Annotated in this window: 18 protein-coding genes and 1 pseudogene; 9 read left to right on the top strand and 10 right to left on the bottom strand. The window is 74.7% G+C overall.

What is annotated here, in order from left to right:
• Nucleotides 1–126 precede the first annotated feature (126 nt).
• Nucleotides 127–1515 carry an MFS transporter gene (locus QFZ62_RS07015; protein ID WP_307503474.1) on the top strand — a complete coding sequence of 463 codons (1389 nt, stop codon included), beginning with the start codon at nt 127–129 and terminating at the stop codon, nt 1513–1515.
• 114 nt (nt 1516–1629) lie between these two features.
• On the opposite strand, the gene QFZ62_RS07010 is transcribed toward QFZ62_RS07015, so the two are convergent.
• Entirely contained in the window at nt 1630–2304 is a 675-nt protein-coding gene (locus QFZ62_RS07010; protein ID WP_307503470.1) for a GntR family transcriptional regulator, read from the bottom strand.
• Between the two features lie 28 nt (nt 2305–2332).
• Between QFZ62_RS07010 and QFZ62_RS07005 the strand changes: the two are divergent.
• A pseudogene (locus QFZ62_RS07005) lies at nt 2333–3173 on the top strand (carbon-nitrogen hydrolase family protein).
• 5 nt (nt 3174–3178) lie between these two features.
• Here the strand turns inward: QFZ62_RS07005 and QFZ62_RS07000 are convergent.
• The 3 genes from QFZ62_RS07000 to QFZ62_RS06990 all read right to left on the bottom strand — a co-directional run bounded on the left by QFZ62_RS07000 (nt 3179) and on the right by QFZ62_RS06990 (nt 4997).
• Complete coding sequence (locus QFZ62_RS07000) at nt 3179–3385, bottom strand: helix-turn-helix transcriptional regulator (protein ID WP_307503467.1); 207 nt, start codon at nt 3383–3385, stop codon at nt 3179–3181.
• On the bottom strand, nt 3385–3849 hold the full coding sequence (locus QFZ62_RS06995) for a DUF2975 domain-containing protein (RefSeq protein WP_307503464.1): 465 nt from the start codon (nt 3847–3849) through the stop codon (nt 3385–3387). Before QFZ62_RS06995 ends, QFZ62_RS07000 begins: the two co-directional genes overlap by 1 nt.
• Before the next feature lie 158 nt (nt 3850–4007).
• Nucleotides 4008–4997 carry an aldo/keto reductase gene (locus QFZ62_RS06990; RefSeq protein ID WP_307503461.1) on the bottom strand — a complete coding sequence of 330 codons (990 nt, stop codon included), beginning with the start codon at nt 4995–4997 and terminating at the stop codon, nt 4008–4010.
• Nucleotides 4998–5297: 300 nt separating this feature from the next.
• Between QFZ62_RS06990 and QFZ62_RS06985 the strand changes: the two genes are divergently transcribed.
• Nucleotides 5298–6827 carry a catalase gene (locus QFZ62_RS06985; RefSeq protein WP_307503458.1) on the top strand — a complete coding sequence of 510 codons (1530 nt, stop codon included), beginning with the start codon at nt 5298–5300 and terminating at the stop codon, nt 6825–6827.
• Nucleotides 6828–6928: 101 nt separating this feature from the next.
• Here QFZ62_RS06985 and QFZ62_RS06980 read toward each other — a convergent pair whose 3' ends face one another.
• Nucleotides 6929–7432, bottom strand: a complete 504-nt coding sequence (locus QFZ62_RS06980) for an N-acetyltransferase (RefSeq protein ID WP_307507715.1) — start codon at nt 7430–7432, stop codon at nt 6929–6931.
• 14 nt (nt 7433–7446) lie between these two features.
• Complete coding sequence (locus QFZ62_RS06975; protein WP_307503456.1) at nt 7447–8022, bottom strand: GNAT family N-acetyltransferase; 576 nt, start codon at nt 8020–8022, stop codon at nt 7447–7449.
• Nucleotides 8023–8119: 97 nt separating this feature from the next.
• On the opposite strand from QFZ62_RS06975, the gene QFZ62_RS06970 reads away from it, so the two are divergent.
• The 4 genes from QFZ62_RS06970 to QFZ62_RS06955 all read left to right on the top strand — a co-directional run bounded on the left by QFZ62_RS06970 (nt 8120) and on the right by QFZ62_RS06955 (nt 11533).
• Nucleotides 8120–9292: an AI-2E family transporter gene (locus QFZ62_RS06970; RefSeq protein ID WP_307503453.1), complete on the top strand. Its 1173-nt coding sequence runs from the start codon at nt 8120–8122 to the stop codon at nt 9290–9292.
• On the top strand, nt 9289–10089 hold the full coding sequence (locus QFZ62_RS06965; RefSeq protein ID WP_307503450.1) for a DUF1206 domain-containing protein: 801 nt from the start codon (nt 9289–9291) through the stop codon (nt 10087–10089). Before QFZ62_RS06970 ends, QFZ62_RS06965 begins: the two co-directional genes overlap by 4 nt.
• Nucleotides 10086–10826 carry a PhzF family phenazine biosynthesis protein gene (locus QFZ62_RS06960; RefSeq protein WP_307503447.1) on the top strand — a complete coding sequence of 247 codons (741 nt, stop codon included), beginning with the start codon at nt 10086–10088 and terminating at the stop codon, nt 10824–10826. The genes QFZ62_RS06965 and QFZ62_RS06960 overlap by 4 nt, the downstream gene beginning before the upstream one ends.
• Before the next feature lie 155 nt (nt 10827–10981).
• Complete coding sequence (locus QFZ62_RS06955) at nt 10982–11533, top strand: HTH domain-containing protein (protein ID WP_307503444.1); 552 nt, start codon at nt 10982–10984, stop codon at nt 11531–11533.
• A gap of 51 nt (nt 11534–11584) precedes the next feature.
• Here QFZ62_RS06955 and QFZ62_RS06950 read toward each other — a convergent pair whose 3' ends face one another.
• Both QFZ62_RS06950 and QFZ62_RS06945 read right to left on the bottom strand, forming a co-directional pair.
• Nucleotides 11585–12901, bottom strand: a complete 1317-nt coding sequence (locus QFZ62_RS06950) for a hemolysin family protein (RefSeq protein WP_307503442.1) — start codon at nt 12899–12901, stop codon at nt 11585–11587.
• Entirely contained in the window at nt 12898–13038 is a 141-nt protein-coding gene (locus QFZ62_RS06945) for a hypothetical protein (RefSeq protein ID WP_307503440.1), read from the bottom strand. Before QFZ62_RS06945 ends, QFZ62_RS06950 begins: the two co-directional genes overlap by 4 nt.
• Before the next feature lie 78 nt (nt 13039–13116).
• Here QFZ62_RS06945 and QFZ62_RS06940 point away from each other — a divergent pair, with 78 nt between their 5' ends.
• Nucleotides 13117–13536, top strand: coding sequence for a hypothetical protein (locus tag QFZ62_RS06940; protein WP_307503437.1), 420 nt, complete (start codon nt 13117–13119; stop codon nt 13534–13536).
• A 48-nt stretch (nt 13537–13584) separates the two neighbouring features.
• Here QFZ62_RS06940 and QFZ62_RS06935 read toward each other — a convergent pair whose 3' ends face one another.
• Both QFZ62_RS06935 and QFZ62_RS06930 read right to left on the bottom strand, forming a co-directional pair.
• Nucleotides 13585–14418 (bottom strand): glycosyltransferase family 2 protein, encoded by an 834-nt coding sequence (locus QFZ62_RS06935; RefSeq protein WP_307503435.1) that lies wholly within the window; start codon nt 14416–14418, stop codon nt 13585–13587.
• A complete protein-coding gene (locus QFZ62_RS06930) occupies nt 14415–17117 on the bottom strand; it encodes a PIG-L family deacetylase (RefSeq protein WP_307503431.1) in 2703 nt (900 codons plus the stop codon). Before QFZ62_RS06930 ends, QFZ62_RS06935 begins: the two co-directional genes overlap by 4 nt.
• A gap of 239 nt (nt 17118–17356) precedes the next feature.
• Between QFZ62_RS06930 and QFZ62_RS06925 the strand changes: the two genes are divergently transcribed.
• Nucleotides 17357–17638 carry a hypothetical protein gene (locus QFZ62_RS06925; RefSeq protein ID WP_307503429.1) on the top strand — a complete coding sequence of 94 codons (282 nt, stop codon included), beginning with the start codon at nt 17357–17359 and terminating at the stop codon, nt 17636–17638.
• The last annotated feature ends 9 nt before the right edge of the window (nt 17639–17647 follow it).

Here is a 17647-nt window from a genome sequence, read left to right as displayed (position 1 = left end):
GGTCCGAGCCTCCCGGCCGTGGTGCCGGGGCTTCGGTATGCCTACTGTATACAGCACACCGACCGGACGCCCGGCGGGATCCGACCCCCGGGATCCGCCGCCCGGATGACCCACCGAGGAGCTCCCATGGCCGACGACCCCTCCGCCGTCAGGGCGACGCCCGCGCCCGCATCCGGCGCACCCGCCACGACCGAGAAGCCGTCCAGGCGCGACCTCGTGAAGGCCTTCACCGCGAGCCTCACCGGCACCTCGCTCGAGTGGTACGACTTCGCCGTCTACTCCGCGGCGAGCGCCGTCGTGTTCCCCGTCGTCTTCTTCCCCGCGTCCGACCCGTACACCGCGACGATCCTCGCCTTCTCCACCTACGCGGTCGGCTACGTCTCGCGCCCCATCGGCGGGTTCGTCTTCGGGCGGCTCGGCGACAAGATCGGCCGCAAGCCCGTGCTGGTGCTCACGCTGCTGCTCATCGGCATCGCGACCTTCCTCATCGGCGTCCTGCCGGGCTACGCGACCATCGGGCTCGCGGCGCCGATCATCCTGGTGCTCCTCCGCTTCGCGCAGGGCGTGGGCGTCGGCGGCGAGTGGGGCGGCGCGGTGCTGCTCTCCAGCGAGTTCGGGGATCCACGCAAGCGCGGGTTCTGGTCGTCGGCCGCGCAGGTCGGGCCGCCCGCCGGCAACCTGCTCGCCAACGGCGCGCTCGCGCTGCTGACCGTGCTCCTCAGCGAGGAGGACTTCCTCGACTGGGGCTGGCGCATCGCCTTCCTCCTCTCCGCGGTGCTCGTGGCCTTCGGCCTCTGGATCCGCCTGAAGCTCGAGGACACCCCCGTGTTCAAGGCGCTGCAGGAGCGCGGCGACCGCCCGAGCGCGCCCATCTCCGAGGTGTTCCGCACGCAGGGCCGCCCGCTCGTCGCGGCGATCCTCTCCCGCGTCGGACCCGACGTGCTCTACGCGCTCTTCACCGTCTTCACGCTCACCTACGGCGTCAACTCGCTCGGCTTCGAGCGCAGCCAGGTGCTCGTGGCGGTGCTCGTCGGATCCGCGGTGCAGCTGTTCACGATCCCGTTCGCGGGCGCCGTGAGCGACCGGATCAACCGCCGCGCGGTCTACGCCGCCGCCGCGGTGGGCGCCGCCGTCTGGGCGTACGTCTTCTTCGCGATCACCGACGGCTCGTCGACCTTCGTGCTCGGCGTGGGCATCGTGCTCGGCCTCTTCTTCCACTCCTTCATGTACGGGCCGCAGGCGGCGTACATCATCGAGCAGTTCTCGCCGCGGCTCCGCTACACGGGCGCCTCGCTCGCGTACACGATCGCCGGCGTCATCGGCGGGGCCATCGCGCCGCTGATGTTCACGATCATCTACGAGGAGACGGGCAGCTGGGTCGGCATCGCGCTGTACCTCACCGCCGCGGTCGTGCTCACGCTCGTGGGCCTCGCGATGGGCCGCGACTCCGACGTGGCCGAGGACGAGGAGTACGTGCGCCTCGGCGCCGAGGGCGTGGCCGCGCCGCGCGTCTGACGCACCCCGTGCACCGGCGACGCCCGGATCCCCGACGCGGGGGTCCGGGCGTCGTCGCGTGCGGGCGCGCCGTCGGCGTCGCCGCCGGGGCCGGGGCCGGAGCCGCGGGCCGTGTCAGGCGCGCAGGAGGACGTCGAGCGTGACGGCGAGGTGCCGGTCGATCGCGTCGCGGGCCGCCTCGGCGTCGCGGGCGGCGAGCGCGTCGACGATGACGGCGTGCTCCTCGCAGACCCGGTCCTGCCGGTCGGTCGCCCGGTAGAGGGCCTCGACGCCCACGAGGATCTGGCGGGCGCGGAGCTTCGCGTAGGTGCGGCTCATCAGTTCGCTGCCCGCCGCGTCGACGAGCAGCTGGTGGAAGCGGCGGTCGTGCTCGATGAACTCGCGGCCGCTCTCGCGCGGCGGCATCGCCACCATCGCGCGCTGCTGCTCGAGCACCGCGCGCATCGCGTCGAGCGGGGTCCGGTCGTGCTCGACGGCGCTCGTGGCCGCGTGCCGCTCGAGCACGCCGCGCAGCTCCATAAGCTCGCCGATCTCCCGGCCGGTGATGACGGGGATGCGGGCGCCGCGCTTGGGGATCATCTCCACCAGGTCGTCGGCCGCGAGCAGCAGCAGGGCCTCGCGGACGGGCGTGCGGGAAACGCCGATGCGCTCCGCGAGCTCCTGCTCGTTGAGGAACGCGCCCTGCTGGTCGGGGTCCGTGAGCACGTGCGCGTGCAGGAACTCGTAGGCCCGCGCGCGACCCGAGAGGGCGCCGGTCGGGGCCCCTGGATCACCCGCCCGTTCTCGCATACGCTATGTATACATCACGAGGAGGACCATGAGAGTCGCGCTTGCCCAGATCATCAGCTCCCCGGAGCCCGCGGAGAACCTCGCACGGATCGAGCGCTTCGCGGAGGACGCCGCGCGGCAGGGCGCCGAGCTCGTGGTGTTCCCGGAGGCGGCGCAGCGCGCCTTCGGCAACCCGCTCCCGGAGGTCGCGGAGCCGCTCGACGGCCCGTGGGCGACCGGGGTCCGGGCGGTGGCCGACCGGCTCGGCGTCGTGATCGTCGCGGGCATGTTCACGCCCGGCACGGACGGCCGCGTCCGCAACACGCTCCTCGTCGCCCGGCCCCGCGGGCGCGGAGGCGGCGGGCGCCGCCTCGTACGACAAGATCCACCTCTTCGACGCCTTCGGGTTCCGCGAGTCCGACGCGGTCGACCCGGGCGACGGCATCGCCGTGATCGAGGTCGGCGGCACGCGCGCATCGCTCGCCACCTGCTACGACGTGCGCTTCCCCGCGCTGTTCCTCGCGGGCGCCGACCGCGGTGCCGTGGTCAGCATCGTGTGCGCGAGCTGGGGCGCCGGCCCCGGCAAGGCCGACCAGTGGGACCTCCTGCTCCGGGCCCGCGCGCTCGACTCCACCTCCTTCGTGGTCGCGGTCGGCCAGGGCGACCCCGCGACGCTGCCCGCCGGATCCCGCGGCCACGACCCCGCGAGCGGCGCGCCCACGGGCATCGGCCGGAGCGCCGTGATCTCCCCGCTCGGCGAGGTGCTGCACCGCCTCGGCGGCGAGGAGGAGCTGCTCGTCGTGGACGTCGACACCTCCGCGGTCGAGGCCGCGCGCGGCACGCTGCCCGTGCTCGCCAACCGGCGCCGGGGGCTCGAGCAGGAGGCCTGACGCCGTCAGCCCTCCCGGAACGACAGCACGTCGCCGGGCTGGCAGTCGAGCACCCGGCAGATCGCCTCCAGGGTCGAGAACCGCACGGCCTTCGCGCGTCCGTTCTTCAGCACGAAGACGTTCGCCGGCGTGATGCCGATGGCGGTCGCCAGCTCGGCGACCGTCATGCCGCGCGCGGCGAGGTGCGAGTCGAGGTCGACCTCGATCGGCATCAGACGACCTCCGCCAGCTCGGCGTGCGAGGCGGCGGCGCGACGCAGGAGGCCGCTCATCGTCACGAGCACGAGGCAGAAGGCGGCGCAGAGGGCCGCCACCCCGACCAGGGCGACCATGACGGCCGGCGGCGTGATGCCCGCGGCCGCGAGACCCGCGAACGCGGCGACCGCGAGGGCCGTCGCGACGGCGCCCAGCGCGATCATCGCCCGCACCAGCGCGAACGCGCGCCGGTCGAAGATGGCGTCGCTCGCGGTCATCGACGTGAGCCGCCAGATGATCACGAGGACCGCCTGCGCGCACAGCGTGACGGCGACGATCCACACCGCCACCGGCACCACGAGCCCGTCGAGGTCGGCCTCGCTCTCGCGCAGCGGGCCCGTCGCCGCGGAGACCATGAGCGCCTCCACCACGATCCCGAGCGCCACGAGCGCCTTCACGCCGATCCTCGTCGCCGTCGCCATGCCGGGTCCTCCTTCGTGCATCGAATGTCGATCCATCGAGAGACGATACAAGGGGGGACGGCGGCGCCGCGTCATCCGCAGGTCGCATCCCGCGTGCCGCGCCGCGCGCACCGCGGGCCCGGACGCCGAGGCGACCGGGCCCGCTGCCGTGCCGGGGATCAGCGCCCGAGGGGCGTCATGTCCTCGTAGCGGTCGCCGACCGGGGTGGGCAGCGACGAGAGCCGCGCGAGCTGGTCGGCGGAGAGCGTCAGGGCGTCCGCGGCGACGTTCTCATCGAGGCGCGCGACGCGCTTCGTGCCGGGGATCACCGCGATGTCGTCGCCCTGGGCGAGGATCCACGCGAGCGCGACCTGCGCGGGCGTCGCGTCGAGCTCGCCCGCCACCGCCTTCACGGCGTCGACGATGCGCATGTTCTGCGTGAACGCCTCCTCTGCGAAGCGCGGGTTCGAGGCCCGGTAGTCGCTGGTCGACAGGTCGGCGGGGCTCGTGATGGACCCGGTGAGGAACCCGCGACCGAGGGGCGAGTAGGCCACGAGCCCGATGCCGAGCTCGCGCAGCACGCCGAGCACGTCCTGCTCGGGGTCGCGCGTCCAGATGGAGTACTCGCTCTGCAGCACCGAGATGGGGTGCACGGCGTGCGCGCGGCGGATCGTGTCGGGCCCGGCCTCGGACAGGCCGAGGTGCACGACCTTGCCCTCCTCGACGAGCTCCGCCATCACGCCGACGACCTCCTCGATGGGCACGGCCGGGTCGACGCGGTGCTGGTAGAGGACGTCGATGCGGTCGGTCCCGAGGCGCTGCAGCATCGCCTCGACGGCGATGCGGATGCTGGTGGGGGAGCTGTCGATGCCGCGCGTGGAGTCCTCGGCGTCCTTGCCCGGGGCGTGCGTCATGATCCCGAACTTGGTCGCGATGACGACGTCGTCGCGGTGGTCGCGGAGGGCGGATCCGACCAGCCGCTCGTTGGTGAAGGGGCCGTAGCCCTCGGCGGTGTCGAACAGCGTGACGCCCTGCTCGACCGCGCGGTGGATGGTGCGGATCGACTCGGCGTCGTCCTGGCCGGCGCCGTCGTAGAACGCGCTCATGCCCATGCAGCCGAGGCCGATGCGGCCGACGTCGAGGCCCGTGCCGGTGTGGATGTGCTTCATGCGGTGCTCCGATCTCCTGCGGCCGGTGGGGCCGCCCGTCGAGCCTAGGCACGGTCGGTCGCGCGACGCGCCGCCCGTGCACTTGTTTTGAATGACTCAAGGGAAGTGTGCTTGACTCCTCCGCATGCCCGACGACACGCGAGCACCGAGGTCACGCACGGGGCCCTGCCCCGCCTGCCGGGCCGCGTCCGCGGATCCCGGCGCCACCGCCGCGACCTGAGGGTCGCCACCGTCCGCGCACCCGCGGCCGGTCCACCTCGAGCCAGCACCCCCCCGTTCCACCGCTGACAGGAGAACCGCATGACGGATCAGAAGCACACGACCACCAACCAGGGCGCCCCCGTCGCCAGCGACGAGCACTCGCTGTCCGTCGGCCCCGACGGCTCCATCCCGCTGCACGACCACTACCTCGTCGAGAAGCTGGCGCAGTTCAACCGCGAGCGGATCCCCGAGCGCGTCGTCCACGCGAAGGGCGGCGGCGCGTTCGGCACCTTCCGCACCACGGGCGACGTGAGCGCGTACACCCGCGCCTCCCTCTTCCAGCCCGGTGCCGAGGTCGAGATGCTCGCGCGCTTCTCCACCGTCGCCGGCGAGCAGGGGAGCCCCGACACCTGGCGCGACCCCCGCGGCTTCGCGCTGAAGTTCTACACGGACGAGGGCAACTACGACCTCGTCGGCAACAACACCCCCGTCTTCTTCATCCGCGACGGGATCAAGTTCCCCGACTTCATCCACTCCCAGAAGCGCCTGCCGGGCTCGCACCTCCGCGACCACGACATGCAGTGGGACTTCTGGACCCTCTCGCCCGAGTCCGCCCACCAGGTCACCTGGCTCATGGGCGACCGCGGCCTCCCGAGCTCGTGGCGTCACATGGACGGCTTCGGCTCGCACACGTACCAGTGGGTGAACGCGGCCGGTGAGCGCTTCTGGGTGAAGTACCACTTCAAGACGCAGCAGGGCATCGAGATCCTGTCGCAGGAGCAGGCGGACCAGATCGCGGGCGAGGACGCCGACTTCCACATCCGCGACCTCACCGAGGCCATCGACCGGGGGGACTACCCGGAGTGGAAGCTCGAGGTGCAGATCATGCCCTACGAGGACGCCAAGTCGTACCGCTTCAACCCGTTCGACCTCACCAAGGTCTGGTCGCAGAAGGACTACCCGCGCATCGAGGTCGGCACCATGACCCTGAACCGCAACCCGGAGAACTACTTCGCGCAGATCGAGCAGGCCGCGTTCGCGCCCTCGAACTTCGTGCCCGGGATCCAGACGAGCCCCGACAAGATGCTCCTCGCGCGCATCTTCAGCTACGCCGACGCGCACCGCTACCGCGTGGGCACCAACCACGCGCAGCTGCCGGTGAACGCGCCGAAGTCGCCCGTGCACAGCTACTCGAAGGACGGCGCCGCGCGCTACTCCTTCGAGTCGGCCGGCACGCCCGTCTACGCGCCCAACTCGCACGGCGGCGCGCACGCCGACCCCGCCCGGGCTGCGGAGAGCGCCGGCTGGGAGCACGACGGCGAGCTCGTCCGCTCGGCCGCGACCCTGCACGCCGAGGACGACGACTTCGTGCAGGCGGGCATGCTCGTCCGCGACGTGCTCGACGACGCCGCCCGCGAGCGCCTCGTCGGCAACATCGTCGGCCACGTGAGCAAGGTCACCACGGCCGAGCTCCGCGCCCGCGTCATCCGGTACTGGACGGACGTCGACGCCTGGCTCGGCGCGCGGGTCGCCGCGGGCCTGCCGCCGCTGGCCGGATCCGCGCCCGTCGCCGAGGCCACCCCCGGCCCGACGCGCGACGCGGAGGACGTGGCCATCGCCACGCACTGAGCCGCGGCGGTGATCCGCTGATCGCCTCACACGACGACGCCCGTCCCCTCTTCGCGAGGTGGCGGGCGTCGTCGCGTCCGGGCCGGCCGCACCGGCCGGGCTCACGCCAGCGGCAGGTCCATCTCCAGGTCGCGCTGCGAGCGGTCGAGCGCGTACGGGACGCTGCGGCCCGTGAGGCGGAAGCCGCGGCGCTCGTAGTAGGCGCGGGCCCTCGGGTTGTCCTCGTGCACCTCGAGGCGGAGCGTCCGGGCGTCCGGGCGCTCGCGGGCCCAGGCGATCACGGCGTCGAGCAGCAGGTCGGTGACGCCCGCCCCGCGGCCCCGGGCGTCGGGGGTGATGTAGACGCTCACGAGCATCACGCGGGTCGGGTCGGTCGCGACGTACGCGTTCATCGCGCCGAGCCAGCGGCCGGACGCGCGGTCGACCGCCGCGTAGGCCGTGTTGCCGGGGAGCGCCACGCGCGTGGTGCGGCCGCGCCAGTCGGAGTCCGGCAGGGTCCGGGCGTGCTCGAGGGTCTCGAGGTAGGCGAGCGGGGTGTCCTCGAGCATCTCGAGGCGGAGCGTGCGGTACTCGCGCCAGTCCTCGGCGCGGATCCGGTGGACCACGGGATCGAGCGCGGTCACACCAGCTGCCCGTTCACGTGCAGGTCGCCCGCGGGGAAGTCGTCGGCGGGGGCGGTGACCGGGAGCATCAGCCAGCCGTGGTCCTGGTGCACCACCTCGGCGGCGCCGCGGAGGGTGAAGCCGTTGTAGTGGCCGGTGCGCCCGTCGAGCGCGATCCAGCCGTGCCGCGTGTAGTAGCCGGTGGTCGCGTCGCCCGTCTCCAGGAGGCCGAAGGGGACGGCGAGGCGGGCGAGGGCGCCGCGGATCCCGTCGGCGAGCAGCGTGCCGAGCCCCTGTCCCTGGCGGCCCGGGTGCACGGCGACCATGCCGGTGGATCCGACGAGCACGTCGTCGGCGGGGTCGCCCGCGTCGTCGCCCACGGCCACGAACATCCGGCGGATGCCCGCGTGCGCGACGAGCTCGTCGCCGTCGTGCGCGAGGACCCGCAGCTCCGGCTGCGCGCCCGCCCAGCTGCGCGACCCCGCGTAGCCCTCGCGGAAGTCGGGGAAGGCGAGGGCGAGGAGCGCCGCGATGGACGTGTGGCCGGCGACGTCGAGCGCGCCCTCGCGGACGACGGTGAGGCGGGGTCCCATGGGTCGAGGCTAGCGGCCGGTCGCGCCGCCGACCGGGGCGTGTCCGGCTCCGCCCGCGGCCCGGTCGCGGGGCCCCTGCGCCCGTAGGGTTGAGCGCATGACCACCCCGCAGTCCGTCTGGCAGGACAAGCTCGGCCGCCTCTCCATCCGCTGCGTGCAGATCCTGGCGGTCCTCGTGGTCGCCATCGCGATCGTGTACGCCGCCATCTCGCTCAAGCTCGTCGTGATCCCGGTGATCATCGCGCTGATCCTCGCGTGCGCCGTGCGCCCGATCGTGCTCTGGATGGAGCGCCGCGGCCTCCCCGACGCGCTCGCCGCGGCCATCGCGCTCGTCACCGGCCTCGTGCTCTTCGGCGGCGCGATCACGCTCGTCGTCTTCGGCGTGCAGAACCAGTGGCCGACCCTCGTGAAGGCCACCAGCGAGGGCGTCGACCAGCTGCAGGGGTTCATCGAGGAGGGCGGGCTCCCGATCGACACGGCCCAGATCGACTCGTTCCGCCAGTCCGCCGTCGACTTCCTCACCAGCAGCCAGTTCGGATCCGGCGCCATCGCGGGCGTCTCCGCTGCAGCCGAGATCGTCACGGGCGCGGTGCTCGGGCTCGTCGTCTTCTTCTACTTCGTCAAGGACGGGCCGCGCATCTGGGCCTTCCTGATCCGCCCGTTCCGCGGCCGCGGGCGCAAGCGCGCCGTGCGCGTCGGCCACGACGGCGCCCGGGTGCTGGGCGGCTACATCCGCGGCACCGCGACCGTCGCGCTCGTCGACACCGTGTTCATCGGGGCCGGCCTCCTCATCCTCGGCGTGCCGCTGGCGCTGCCGCTCGCGCTCATCGTGTTCATCGGCGCGTTCGTGCCGATCGTGGGCGCCACCGTCGCGGGAATCCTGGCGGCCCTCGTCGCCCTCGTCACCAACGACCTGACGACCGCGCTCATCGTGGTCGCCATCGTCGTGGTCGTGAACCAGCTCGAGGGCAACTTCCTGCAGCCCGTCGTGCTCGGCAACGCGCTCAAGCTGCACGGCCTCGTGGTGCTGCTGGCCCTCACCGCAGGCACGATCCTCGGCGGCATCGTCGGCGCGATCCTCTCGGTGCCGCTCACCGCCGTCGCGTGGACCGCCTGGAAGATCGTCATGGAGCCGGACGAGGACGAGGCGCAGCCGTCGCCCCCGTCGAGCCCGCACGCGCCGCCCGGAAAGCGCGGCGTGCGGGGCCTCACCTCGCTGCTGACCGGCCGCGCCTCGACGCCCGCCACCGCCACCCGCGCCGACCGATGAGCGCCACCGGCGCCGCGTCGAGCCTCCAGCAGAAGCCCGGCTTCGCGGTCGCCGCGCGCCTCGGCCACGCGGTCAACGGCCTGCTGCACCTCCTCATCGGCGTCATCGCGTTCCGCCTGGCGACGGGCGGCGGGGGCGGCGAGGCCGACCAGTCCGGTGCCCTCGGCTCCCTCGCGGGCACGCCCGGCGGCCGCGTGCTCCTCTGGGTCATCGTGGTCGGGCTCCTCGGGCTCGGCCTCTGGCAGCTCGTCGAGACCGTGCTCGCGCGCGGCGAGGACGCGAAGCGCACCTGGGCCGCCCGCGCCAAGGAGCTCGGCAAGGCGGTCGCCTACCTCGCCATCGCGGCCACGGCGCTGCGCTTCGCGACGGGCGGATCCAGCGACTCCTCGGAGCAGACGCAGTCGCTCAGCGCGCGGATCCTCGCGGCGCCCGGCGGCGTCGCGCTCCTCGTGGTGCTCGGCCTCGCCGTGATCGCGGTCGGCGCGTACTTCGGATTCAAGGGCGCGACGAAGCGCTTCCAGGAGGACATCTCCGTGCCGCCGGGATCGCTCGGCCGCGGGATCACCGCGCTGGGCGTCGCCGGGTACATCGCCAAGGGCGTCGCGCTCGTCGCGGTCGGCGTGCTGTTCGTCGTCGGCGCCGTGACGGCCGACCCGAGCCGCGCCACGGGCCTCGACGGCGCGCTGCAGGCGCTCGCCGGGCTGCCCGCGGGCGTCGCCGTGCTCGCGATCACCGGGCTCGGCCTGATCGCGTACGGCCTGTACTGCGGCGCCCGCGCGCGCTACGCGAGGCTGTGACGGCGCGTCCGGTCGCGGGCCTCGACGGCGTGCGGCCGGACGAGGTCCACGTCGTCCGCGTGTTCACGGACGCGGACGGGCATCACGGCAACGAGCTCGGGATCGTGCTCGCCTCGCCGCGCACCGACGGCCGGGAGCTCGCGGTCGCGCAGGCGCTCGGGTTCAGCGAGACGGTGTTCGTCGACGCGGTGGACGCGCCCGGCACGGATCCACGGGGCGCCGCGATGCGCATCCTCACCCCCGCGCGCGAGCTGCCCTTCGCCGGGCACCCCACGGTCGGCACGGCCTGGTGGCTGGCGTCGCGCGGGGCGCCGGTCGACCACCTGCGCGTGCCGGCGGGCGTCGTCGCGGTGACGCACGCGGCCGATGTCGTGCGCGTCACGGCGGATCCGGCGTGGGGCCCGGAGTTCGCCTGGCACCCCGTGGGCTCCGTCGCCGAGCTGCTCGCCCTCGACCTGCCGGCGCCCGCGGAGGCCGCCGGTGTCGAGCACCTGTACGCGTGGGCGTGGATCGACGAGGCCGCGGGGCGGATCCGCGCCCGCATGTCGGCTCCCGCGCTCGGGATACCCGAGGACGAGGCGACGGGATCCGCCGCCCTCCGCGTCACCGCGCACCTCGGCCGTGACCTGCGGATCACGCAGGGCCGCGGCAGCGAGCTGGTCACGCGGCTGCTCGACGACGGCCGCGCCGAGGTCGGCGGGCGGACCGTCGCGGACCGGGTGATCCCGCTGCCCTGACTGTCGCGCCTGCTGGAGGCCCGCAGGGGGCCTGATCCCCACCACCGGTGGGCGTCGGAGGTCTGGTGCCGTCAGACCAGGGCCTCCCGTGCCGTGCCACGGCCACGGATCGTCGAGGGGTGTGACGACCCGCACAGCGTCGACCTCGTCGTCATGTGCATGAACGGCGAGCGATCCTGCGCGGGGCCGTAGCGTCGACGCCGGGCCGCGGAGTCGACGCCGGGCCCGGTTCGGAAGGAGATCACGTGAGCACTGATTCGCTGGACACGATGAGGGAGCTGCGTCGCGTCATCGCAGAGGGTCGGATCTCGATCGACTCGTTGTCCGCGGCCACCGGCGTCCCGAGCGCGCTGCTCCTGCGACTCACGAGCGAGTCGGTCGAAGACGGATCGGGCATCACCGCCCACGCGAGGCTCCTCACGTCCGAGGAGACGGTCCGTGTGAGTGGATTCGTCGCACGCCTGACCGCGGGCTCGGGTATCGACGACGACATCCGATTGCGATCGATCCTCGAGACGCTGACGTGCACGCTGAAGCTGACCCCGACGAACATCGCCGCCCTCACGGGGATCGACGTCGCCGCCGTGGACGCCGCCCTCCACGATCCTCGGGAGGTCGCGATGGAGACCAGGTACGCGCTCGCTGTTCGAGCGTCCTACCTCCTCCACGCGATGGGCGACGCTGCACCGTCACCCGAGGGCGGGTGACGCCCGTCGAACCGCGTGGGAGCGGTCGCACGTGCGCCCGCTCCCACGCGGCTAGGCGGCACCGGCGTCCGCCGCGTCCTCGCCCACCGGCTCCTCCCGCGGGATCACGAGGATCTCGGAGATCCGGCGCCGGTCGAGGGCGGTCACCTGGAGCGTCACGCCGTCGACCTCGACCGTGTCGCCCACCTGCGCGAGCCGGCCGAGGTTCTCGATGACGAAGCCCGCGACCGTGTCCGACGCGGAGTCGGGGAGCTTGACGCCCGTCGCCTCCTCGAAGTCCTGGAAGTTGAGGCGGCCGTCGATCGTGCCGCCGTCCTCCGCGAGGTCGCGCGCGGCGGAGTCGGTGTCGTACTCGTCGAAGATCTCGCCGACGACCTCCTCCACGAGGTCCTCGAGGGTGACGATGCCGTCCGTGCCGCCGTACTCGTCCACGATCACGGCGATCTGGTGGCCCTCGGCCCGCATCATCGTGAGCGTCGGCAGCACGCGCGCGGTCGCCGGGAGGTACGGGATCGGGCGGAGGATCTCGGACACGGGCCGCTCCGGATCCGCCGCGATCGCCTGGTACAGGTCGCGCACGTGGACGAAGCCGATGACGTCGTCGATGGTCTTGTCGACCACCGGGTAGCGCGAGTACGGGCGGTCCTGCACGTCGATGCCCGCCTCGCGGACCGTGCCGGTGCCGTCGAGCGCGGCGATCTCCGGCCGCGGCTTCATGACCTCACTGAGCTGGCGGTGGCGGAGGGACAGCACGTCGTCGAGGATCCGGCGCTCGTCGTCCGGGAGCCCCTCGTGGCTGGAGACGATGTCGCGGAGCTCCTCCTCCGTCATCTCCTCGCCCGTCTTGTGCGGGTCGCCGCCGAGGAGGCGGACGACCACGTTCGTCGAGACGGAGAGCAACCAGATCACGGGCCGCATGAGGATCGCGAAGCCGTTGAGCACGGGCGCGACGCCGTACGCGAAGCCCGCGTTGCGCTGGATGGCGAGGCGCTTGGGCGCGAGCTCGCCGAGCACGAGCGAGAGGTAGGCGATCACGAGCGTGAGCAGGAGCGTCGCGACCGTGGACGCGACGCCCGTCTCGAGGCCCCACGACACCAGCAGCGGCACGACGGACGGCGCGATCGACGAGGCGCCGTACGCGGCCGACGCGAAGCCGGCGACGGTCACGCCGATCTGCACCGCCGCGAGGAAGGTGTTGGGGTTGCGGGCGAGGGCGGCGACCTTCTCGCCGCGGCGGCCGCGTGCGGCGAGGGCGTTCAGCTGGCCTTCGCGGAGCGTGACGAGGGCCATCTCCGTGGCGGCGAACACGCCGCCGACGAGGACGAAGACGACGACCAGGACGATGTTGAGGAGGAGGTCGCCGTTCACGAGCGGGTGCCGGTCGGGCCGGCGGGGCGGATCCCGAGGAGGGGAGCGGTGGCGCGGAGGGTGCGGGGCGTGCCCGGGGTCGTCCGGGCGCCGGGACTGTGGCTGTCGGGAGCGGGCTCCCGCGCGGTTCTGTGCATGGGCCGAGGGTAGCGGAGCAGGTGGGGAAATAGCTCAGTGCCCCACCCGCCGCGGCGGCCGTGCCCTATGGTCGGGGCGTGGACGACAGATGGATCGGCAGCTACGGGTGGGTCACGCTCGCCCTCGTGAACGCGGGGCTCGCGGAGCAGAAGGGGCGATCCCGGTGGACCTGGTTCGTCGTGTCCCTCCCCCTGGGTCCCATCGCGACGTTCCTCATCGTGACGTGGGAGCGCGTGCCGGCCCCGGGCACCGCGCCGCGGCCCCTCGCCGCCCCGACGCGCGGGCTCCTCGCGGTCGGCCTCGGGCTCCTCGGGCTGGCCGTCGCGAGCGGGGTCGTCGGGCTGGTCGGCGACGACACGGGCTTCGGGATCCTCGCGGGCGGGCTCGCCGCCGCGGCCGTCGTGGCGCTCGTGCTGCACGTCCTGGCGCACCGGCGCTGGGACGCGATGCAGCGGGCGGCGGGGACGCGCGCGACCGCGGTCGACGACCCGCGCTGATCCCGGGGCTCCATTCCGGGAGCCGGTCCCGGTCTCTCGCGTCGCCGGTCAGCCCACGGCGACGCAGGGCCGGTCGCAGTCGACGTCGCCGGCGCTCGCCGCCTCCGCCCGCGCCGTCTCCCGCGCCGCCTCCCGCTCCGCCGCCCGCGCGAGCAGCGACACGTGCAGGTACCCCGCGTAGCCGCCGGGCGTCCGGCCGTCGCGGCGACCCGAGGTGAGCACCTCGCCCGCGGCCGACGCCGTGATCGCGACGCCGGTCCGACGCAGACGCGCCACCAGGTCCACGTCCTCGTGCTCGGCCACCTCGGGGAAGCCGCCCGCGCGGAGGTAGGCGTCGGCGCGCACGCCCAGGTTCGCGCCGTGCACGTGGCCGTTGGCCTCGCCGGGGACGCGGGTCGCCCGCCACGCCGATATCTGCGCCGGGCTCAGCGCGTCGAGCTCGGGGCGCACGGTGCCGACGACCACGTCCGCGCCCCCGTCGGCGAGCTCCAGCTGGCTGGTGATCCACGCGGCGGGCACCACGGAGTCCGCGTCGGTGCACGCGATCCACAGCTCGTCGTCCGGGCCGTCCCACGCCGCGAGCGCCGCCGCGACGCCGCGCGCGCGGGCCGCGCCGACCCGGCCCGCGGAGCTCTCGATCACCTCGACGCCCGCCGCGCGCGCGACCTCGGCCGTCCGGTCGCGGCAGTCGTCGGCGACGAGCACCACGTGCACGCGGATCCCCGCTGCCCGGGCGCGCACCGCCGCCGCCTCGACGGAGGCCAGGCACCGGCCGACCAGGGCCTCCTCGTCGCGCGCGGGGATCACGACGGCGACCGCGCGGATCCGCGCCCCCGCCTCCTCGAGGGGCAGGGCGGAGGCCGCTCCCCGGCCGACCGTCATCGGAGCCCCGTGCGCACGGCGACCGAGCGCGGATCCGCGGACAGCACCTCGAGCACGAAGTCGTCCTCCTCGTGCCGCATGAGGCGGTGCAGCCCGGGGACGGCGGCGAGGCGCGCGTGCACCTCGTCGCCCGTCCGGCGGAAGTCGCCCTCGGGGTGCCGCCAATGGCAGGCGACGAGCGTGCCGGCGGCGCCGAGGGCACCGGGCAGGGCGGCGAGGACCCGGTCGAAGGCGGCGTCGTCGAGGTAGTAGCCGACCTCGCTCATCACGACGAGGTCGAAGGACCCGTCCGGCCAGTCGTCGCCGACGTCGCGGACCTCGACGCGCACGTGCGGCACGTCGGCGAGCCGGGCGCGCGCCCGCTCGACCGCGGTGGGCGCGACGTCGACCGCGAGCAGCGCGTCGACGCGCTCGGCGAGGCCCGCGGTCGTCACGCCGATGGAGCAGCCGATCTCGAGGGCGCGGCCGTAGCGCTCGTCGGGCAGGGCGGCGAGGGTCGCGAGGCGCTTGCGGCGCTCGTACCACCGGGTCGTGACGCGCCAGGGGTCCTCAGCGCGCGCGTACGCCGCGTCGAAGCGCTCGGCGGCAGTGGGTGCCGTGGCGGCGAGCGCCGAGGTCGCGGCGGCCGCAGGGGCGGCGGCCGCGGTCCGGACCGCGGCGGCGTCCGCCAGGATCACGACCTCCCGGTCGCGGTCGGCGTGCCGCAGGAAGCCAGGCTGGAGCACGGCCCGGTCCTCGGGCGCGTCCGACAGCGCGACCACCTGGCTGGCGTGGGCCCGCACGGCGGAGGACTTGGCGGCGCGCATCCCCGGATCCAGCGGCAGGGCGCGCATCCCGGCCCACGGCACGCGGGGGTCGCCGGGCGCGGCCCAGTGCCACATCCACACGGGGTACTCGACCAGCTGGATCCCGCGCTCGGCGGGCAGCGCGAGCACCAGCTCGGCGACGACCTCGCCCGTGACGCGGTGGTCCCGGTGCCCGTCGCCGCGCCAGGGGGCCGCGACCCACGTGCCGGGCACGGCGTCGGAAAGGAGCGCGGCCAGGTCGTCCCGCACGGCGTCGCGCCGCTCTCGGATCCCGCCGTCGGGGTGGGCGAGGAGCACGAGCCCGGCGTCGGGGGCGACGGCGTCGAGCGCCGCGCGGGCCTCGTCCCGGCGGAGCGCGACGAGCTCGGCGGGCGTGCGCGTGGGGGATCCGGGGTGCGAGGCGCCGCCGTCCGTGACGATCGCGAGGGTCACCGGGACCCCGAGCGCGGCCGCCGTCGCCATGAGGCCGGCGGCCCCGATGGACTCGTCGTCGGCGTGCGCGGAGATCACGAGGAGGGCGGTCATCCCGGCCAGGTCGGGGGCGGGGAGCGCGTCCCAGCGCGGATCCGCGGGCCAGGCGTCCGCGTCGACGCCGGGCTCGCGCGCGTCGAAGGCGACCGTGCGCACGGGGGACGCGGCCGGAGCGGCGACGGCCGCCGGCGCCGCTGCGGGTGCCGCTGCCGCTGCGGCTTCCGGCGCGACCGCCGACACCGGGCTCGCCGCCTCCGCCGCCCGCCGCCCGGCCTCCGCGAGCACCCCGCCGAGCGACGCGTCGTCGCGCTCGGCGTGGTGCTGCCGCACGTACAGCTCCAGATCCGCGACGCGCTTGGCGTGATCCGCGTCCTGCGCGAGCGGGGCCGGCCCGAGCGCGTGGGCGACGTGCGTCAGCGTCTCCTCGACCGCCCGCGCGACGACGGCGCGCACGCGCTTCGCGAGCAGGCGCCCCTCCTCGCCCTCGGCGCGGCCGCGGTCGACGAGGTCGGCCGCCTCGGCGAGCGAGGCGCGGGCGCCGTCGAGCGCCGCGTCCACGGCGCCGAGGTGCATCAGGAGGAGGCGGTCGGCCCCCGCGCGGGACGCCGCGGCGAGCAGCGTGCGCGCGAGTCCCACGGCGCCGCCGTACCAGCAGGCCGCGACGCCGATCCCGCCCCAGTGGAAGCCGGGCCGCTCGAGGTACCAGCCGGGCGCCCCCACGCGCCGCGCCGGCACGTCCCGGAGACGCAGCGGACCGCTCGGCACCTCGGCGAGCCCGCGCGCGACCCATGCGCCCGGCACGACCTCGATGCCGGGGTGGCGCAGATCCACGGCGAACAGGCCGCGCGTGCCGAGCGGTCCGGCTGCCGTGATGAGCGCGTGCGTGAGCGACCCGCCGAGCGAGCACCACGGCTTCGTGCCGGAGAGCCGCACGCCGTCGGCCGACGCGGGATCGGGGACGGCCGTCAGCGGATCCCCGCCGCCCTCCGCGGCGAACACGCCCCAGGTCCGGGCGACTGCGTCGGGGGTGCCGCCGGCGGCCATGCCGTCGGCGTCCGTGCCGCCGGCCGCCCCCTCCTGCGCGAGGATGGCGAGCGCGTCGAGGTGCGGCTCGACCGTGCGGGCGAGCCCCAGGTCGGCCGCGGCGAGCGTCGCCAGCGCCTCCCAGAGGTCGGCCGTGCGGCCGCCGCCGGGTCGGGCCCCGGCGTCCCCCAGCGCGACGCCGAGCGCCAGCGCATGCTGCGTCGACCAGCCGAGCGCGGCCTCCGGTGCGGCGAGCGCGGTGAGCACGCGCGCGGTCGCCGGCCCGGGCGGATCCTCCGCGAGCGGCACCGCGGTCGACGCCGAACGCACGCGCGCCGGGGAGGCCGGATCGAGAGGGGAGGAGAACGGGATGCCGGAGGTCATCTTGAAGGGGGCCACTTCGTCAAGGGGGTTGACCGGACGGTGTCCGGTCTGCCTGTCGAACCTACAAGCGCCGCGCCCCTCCGTCGTCCCCGGGACGCGCGACGGATCTGACCCCTTCGTGGGAGTGCTGCTCCGGCGGCACGGGGGATGTGGCAGCCTGTCGCCATCGGATCCCCCGGTCACGCCGGTGTGGGACCCTGGCGGCAGGGCCGGAGCGCGATCCGCACCGCCCACGCACGACCGGAGGGGACCCCATGCACGAGCACGCCGACCACGCGGAGCACGCCGACCACGCCGACCACGCGGAGCACGCCGACCACGCCGACGGGACGCCCACGACGACGGGCCCCGACGGCGCCGCCGCCGCGGACGGCCAGCCCTCCCCCGAGGCCGTGGAGGAGTTCGAGCGGCTCGCCGTGCTCCGGATGGGCGGCCAGGACATCGAGGGCGCGCTCGACGCGCTGCCCGAGCAGGACGCGCGCGAGGTCGCGGAGATCGCGATCGACCGCGTCGTCCGCGGCTACGACCACCTGTAGCCGGACGCG

It is taken from the genome of Clavibacter sp. B3I6 (assembly GCF_030816895.1).
Lineage (GTDB): Bacteria > Actinomycetota > Actinomycetes > Actinomycetales > Microbacteriaceae > Clavibacter.
This window is presented reverse-complemented; position numbering and strand designations above follow the sequence as displayed.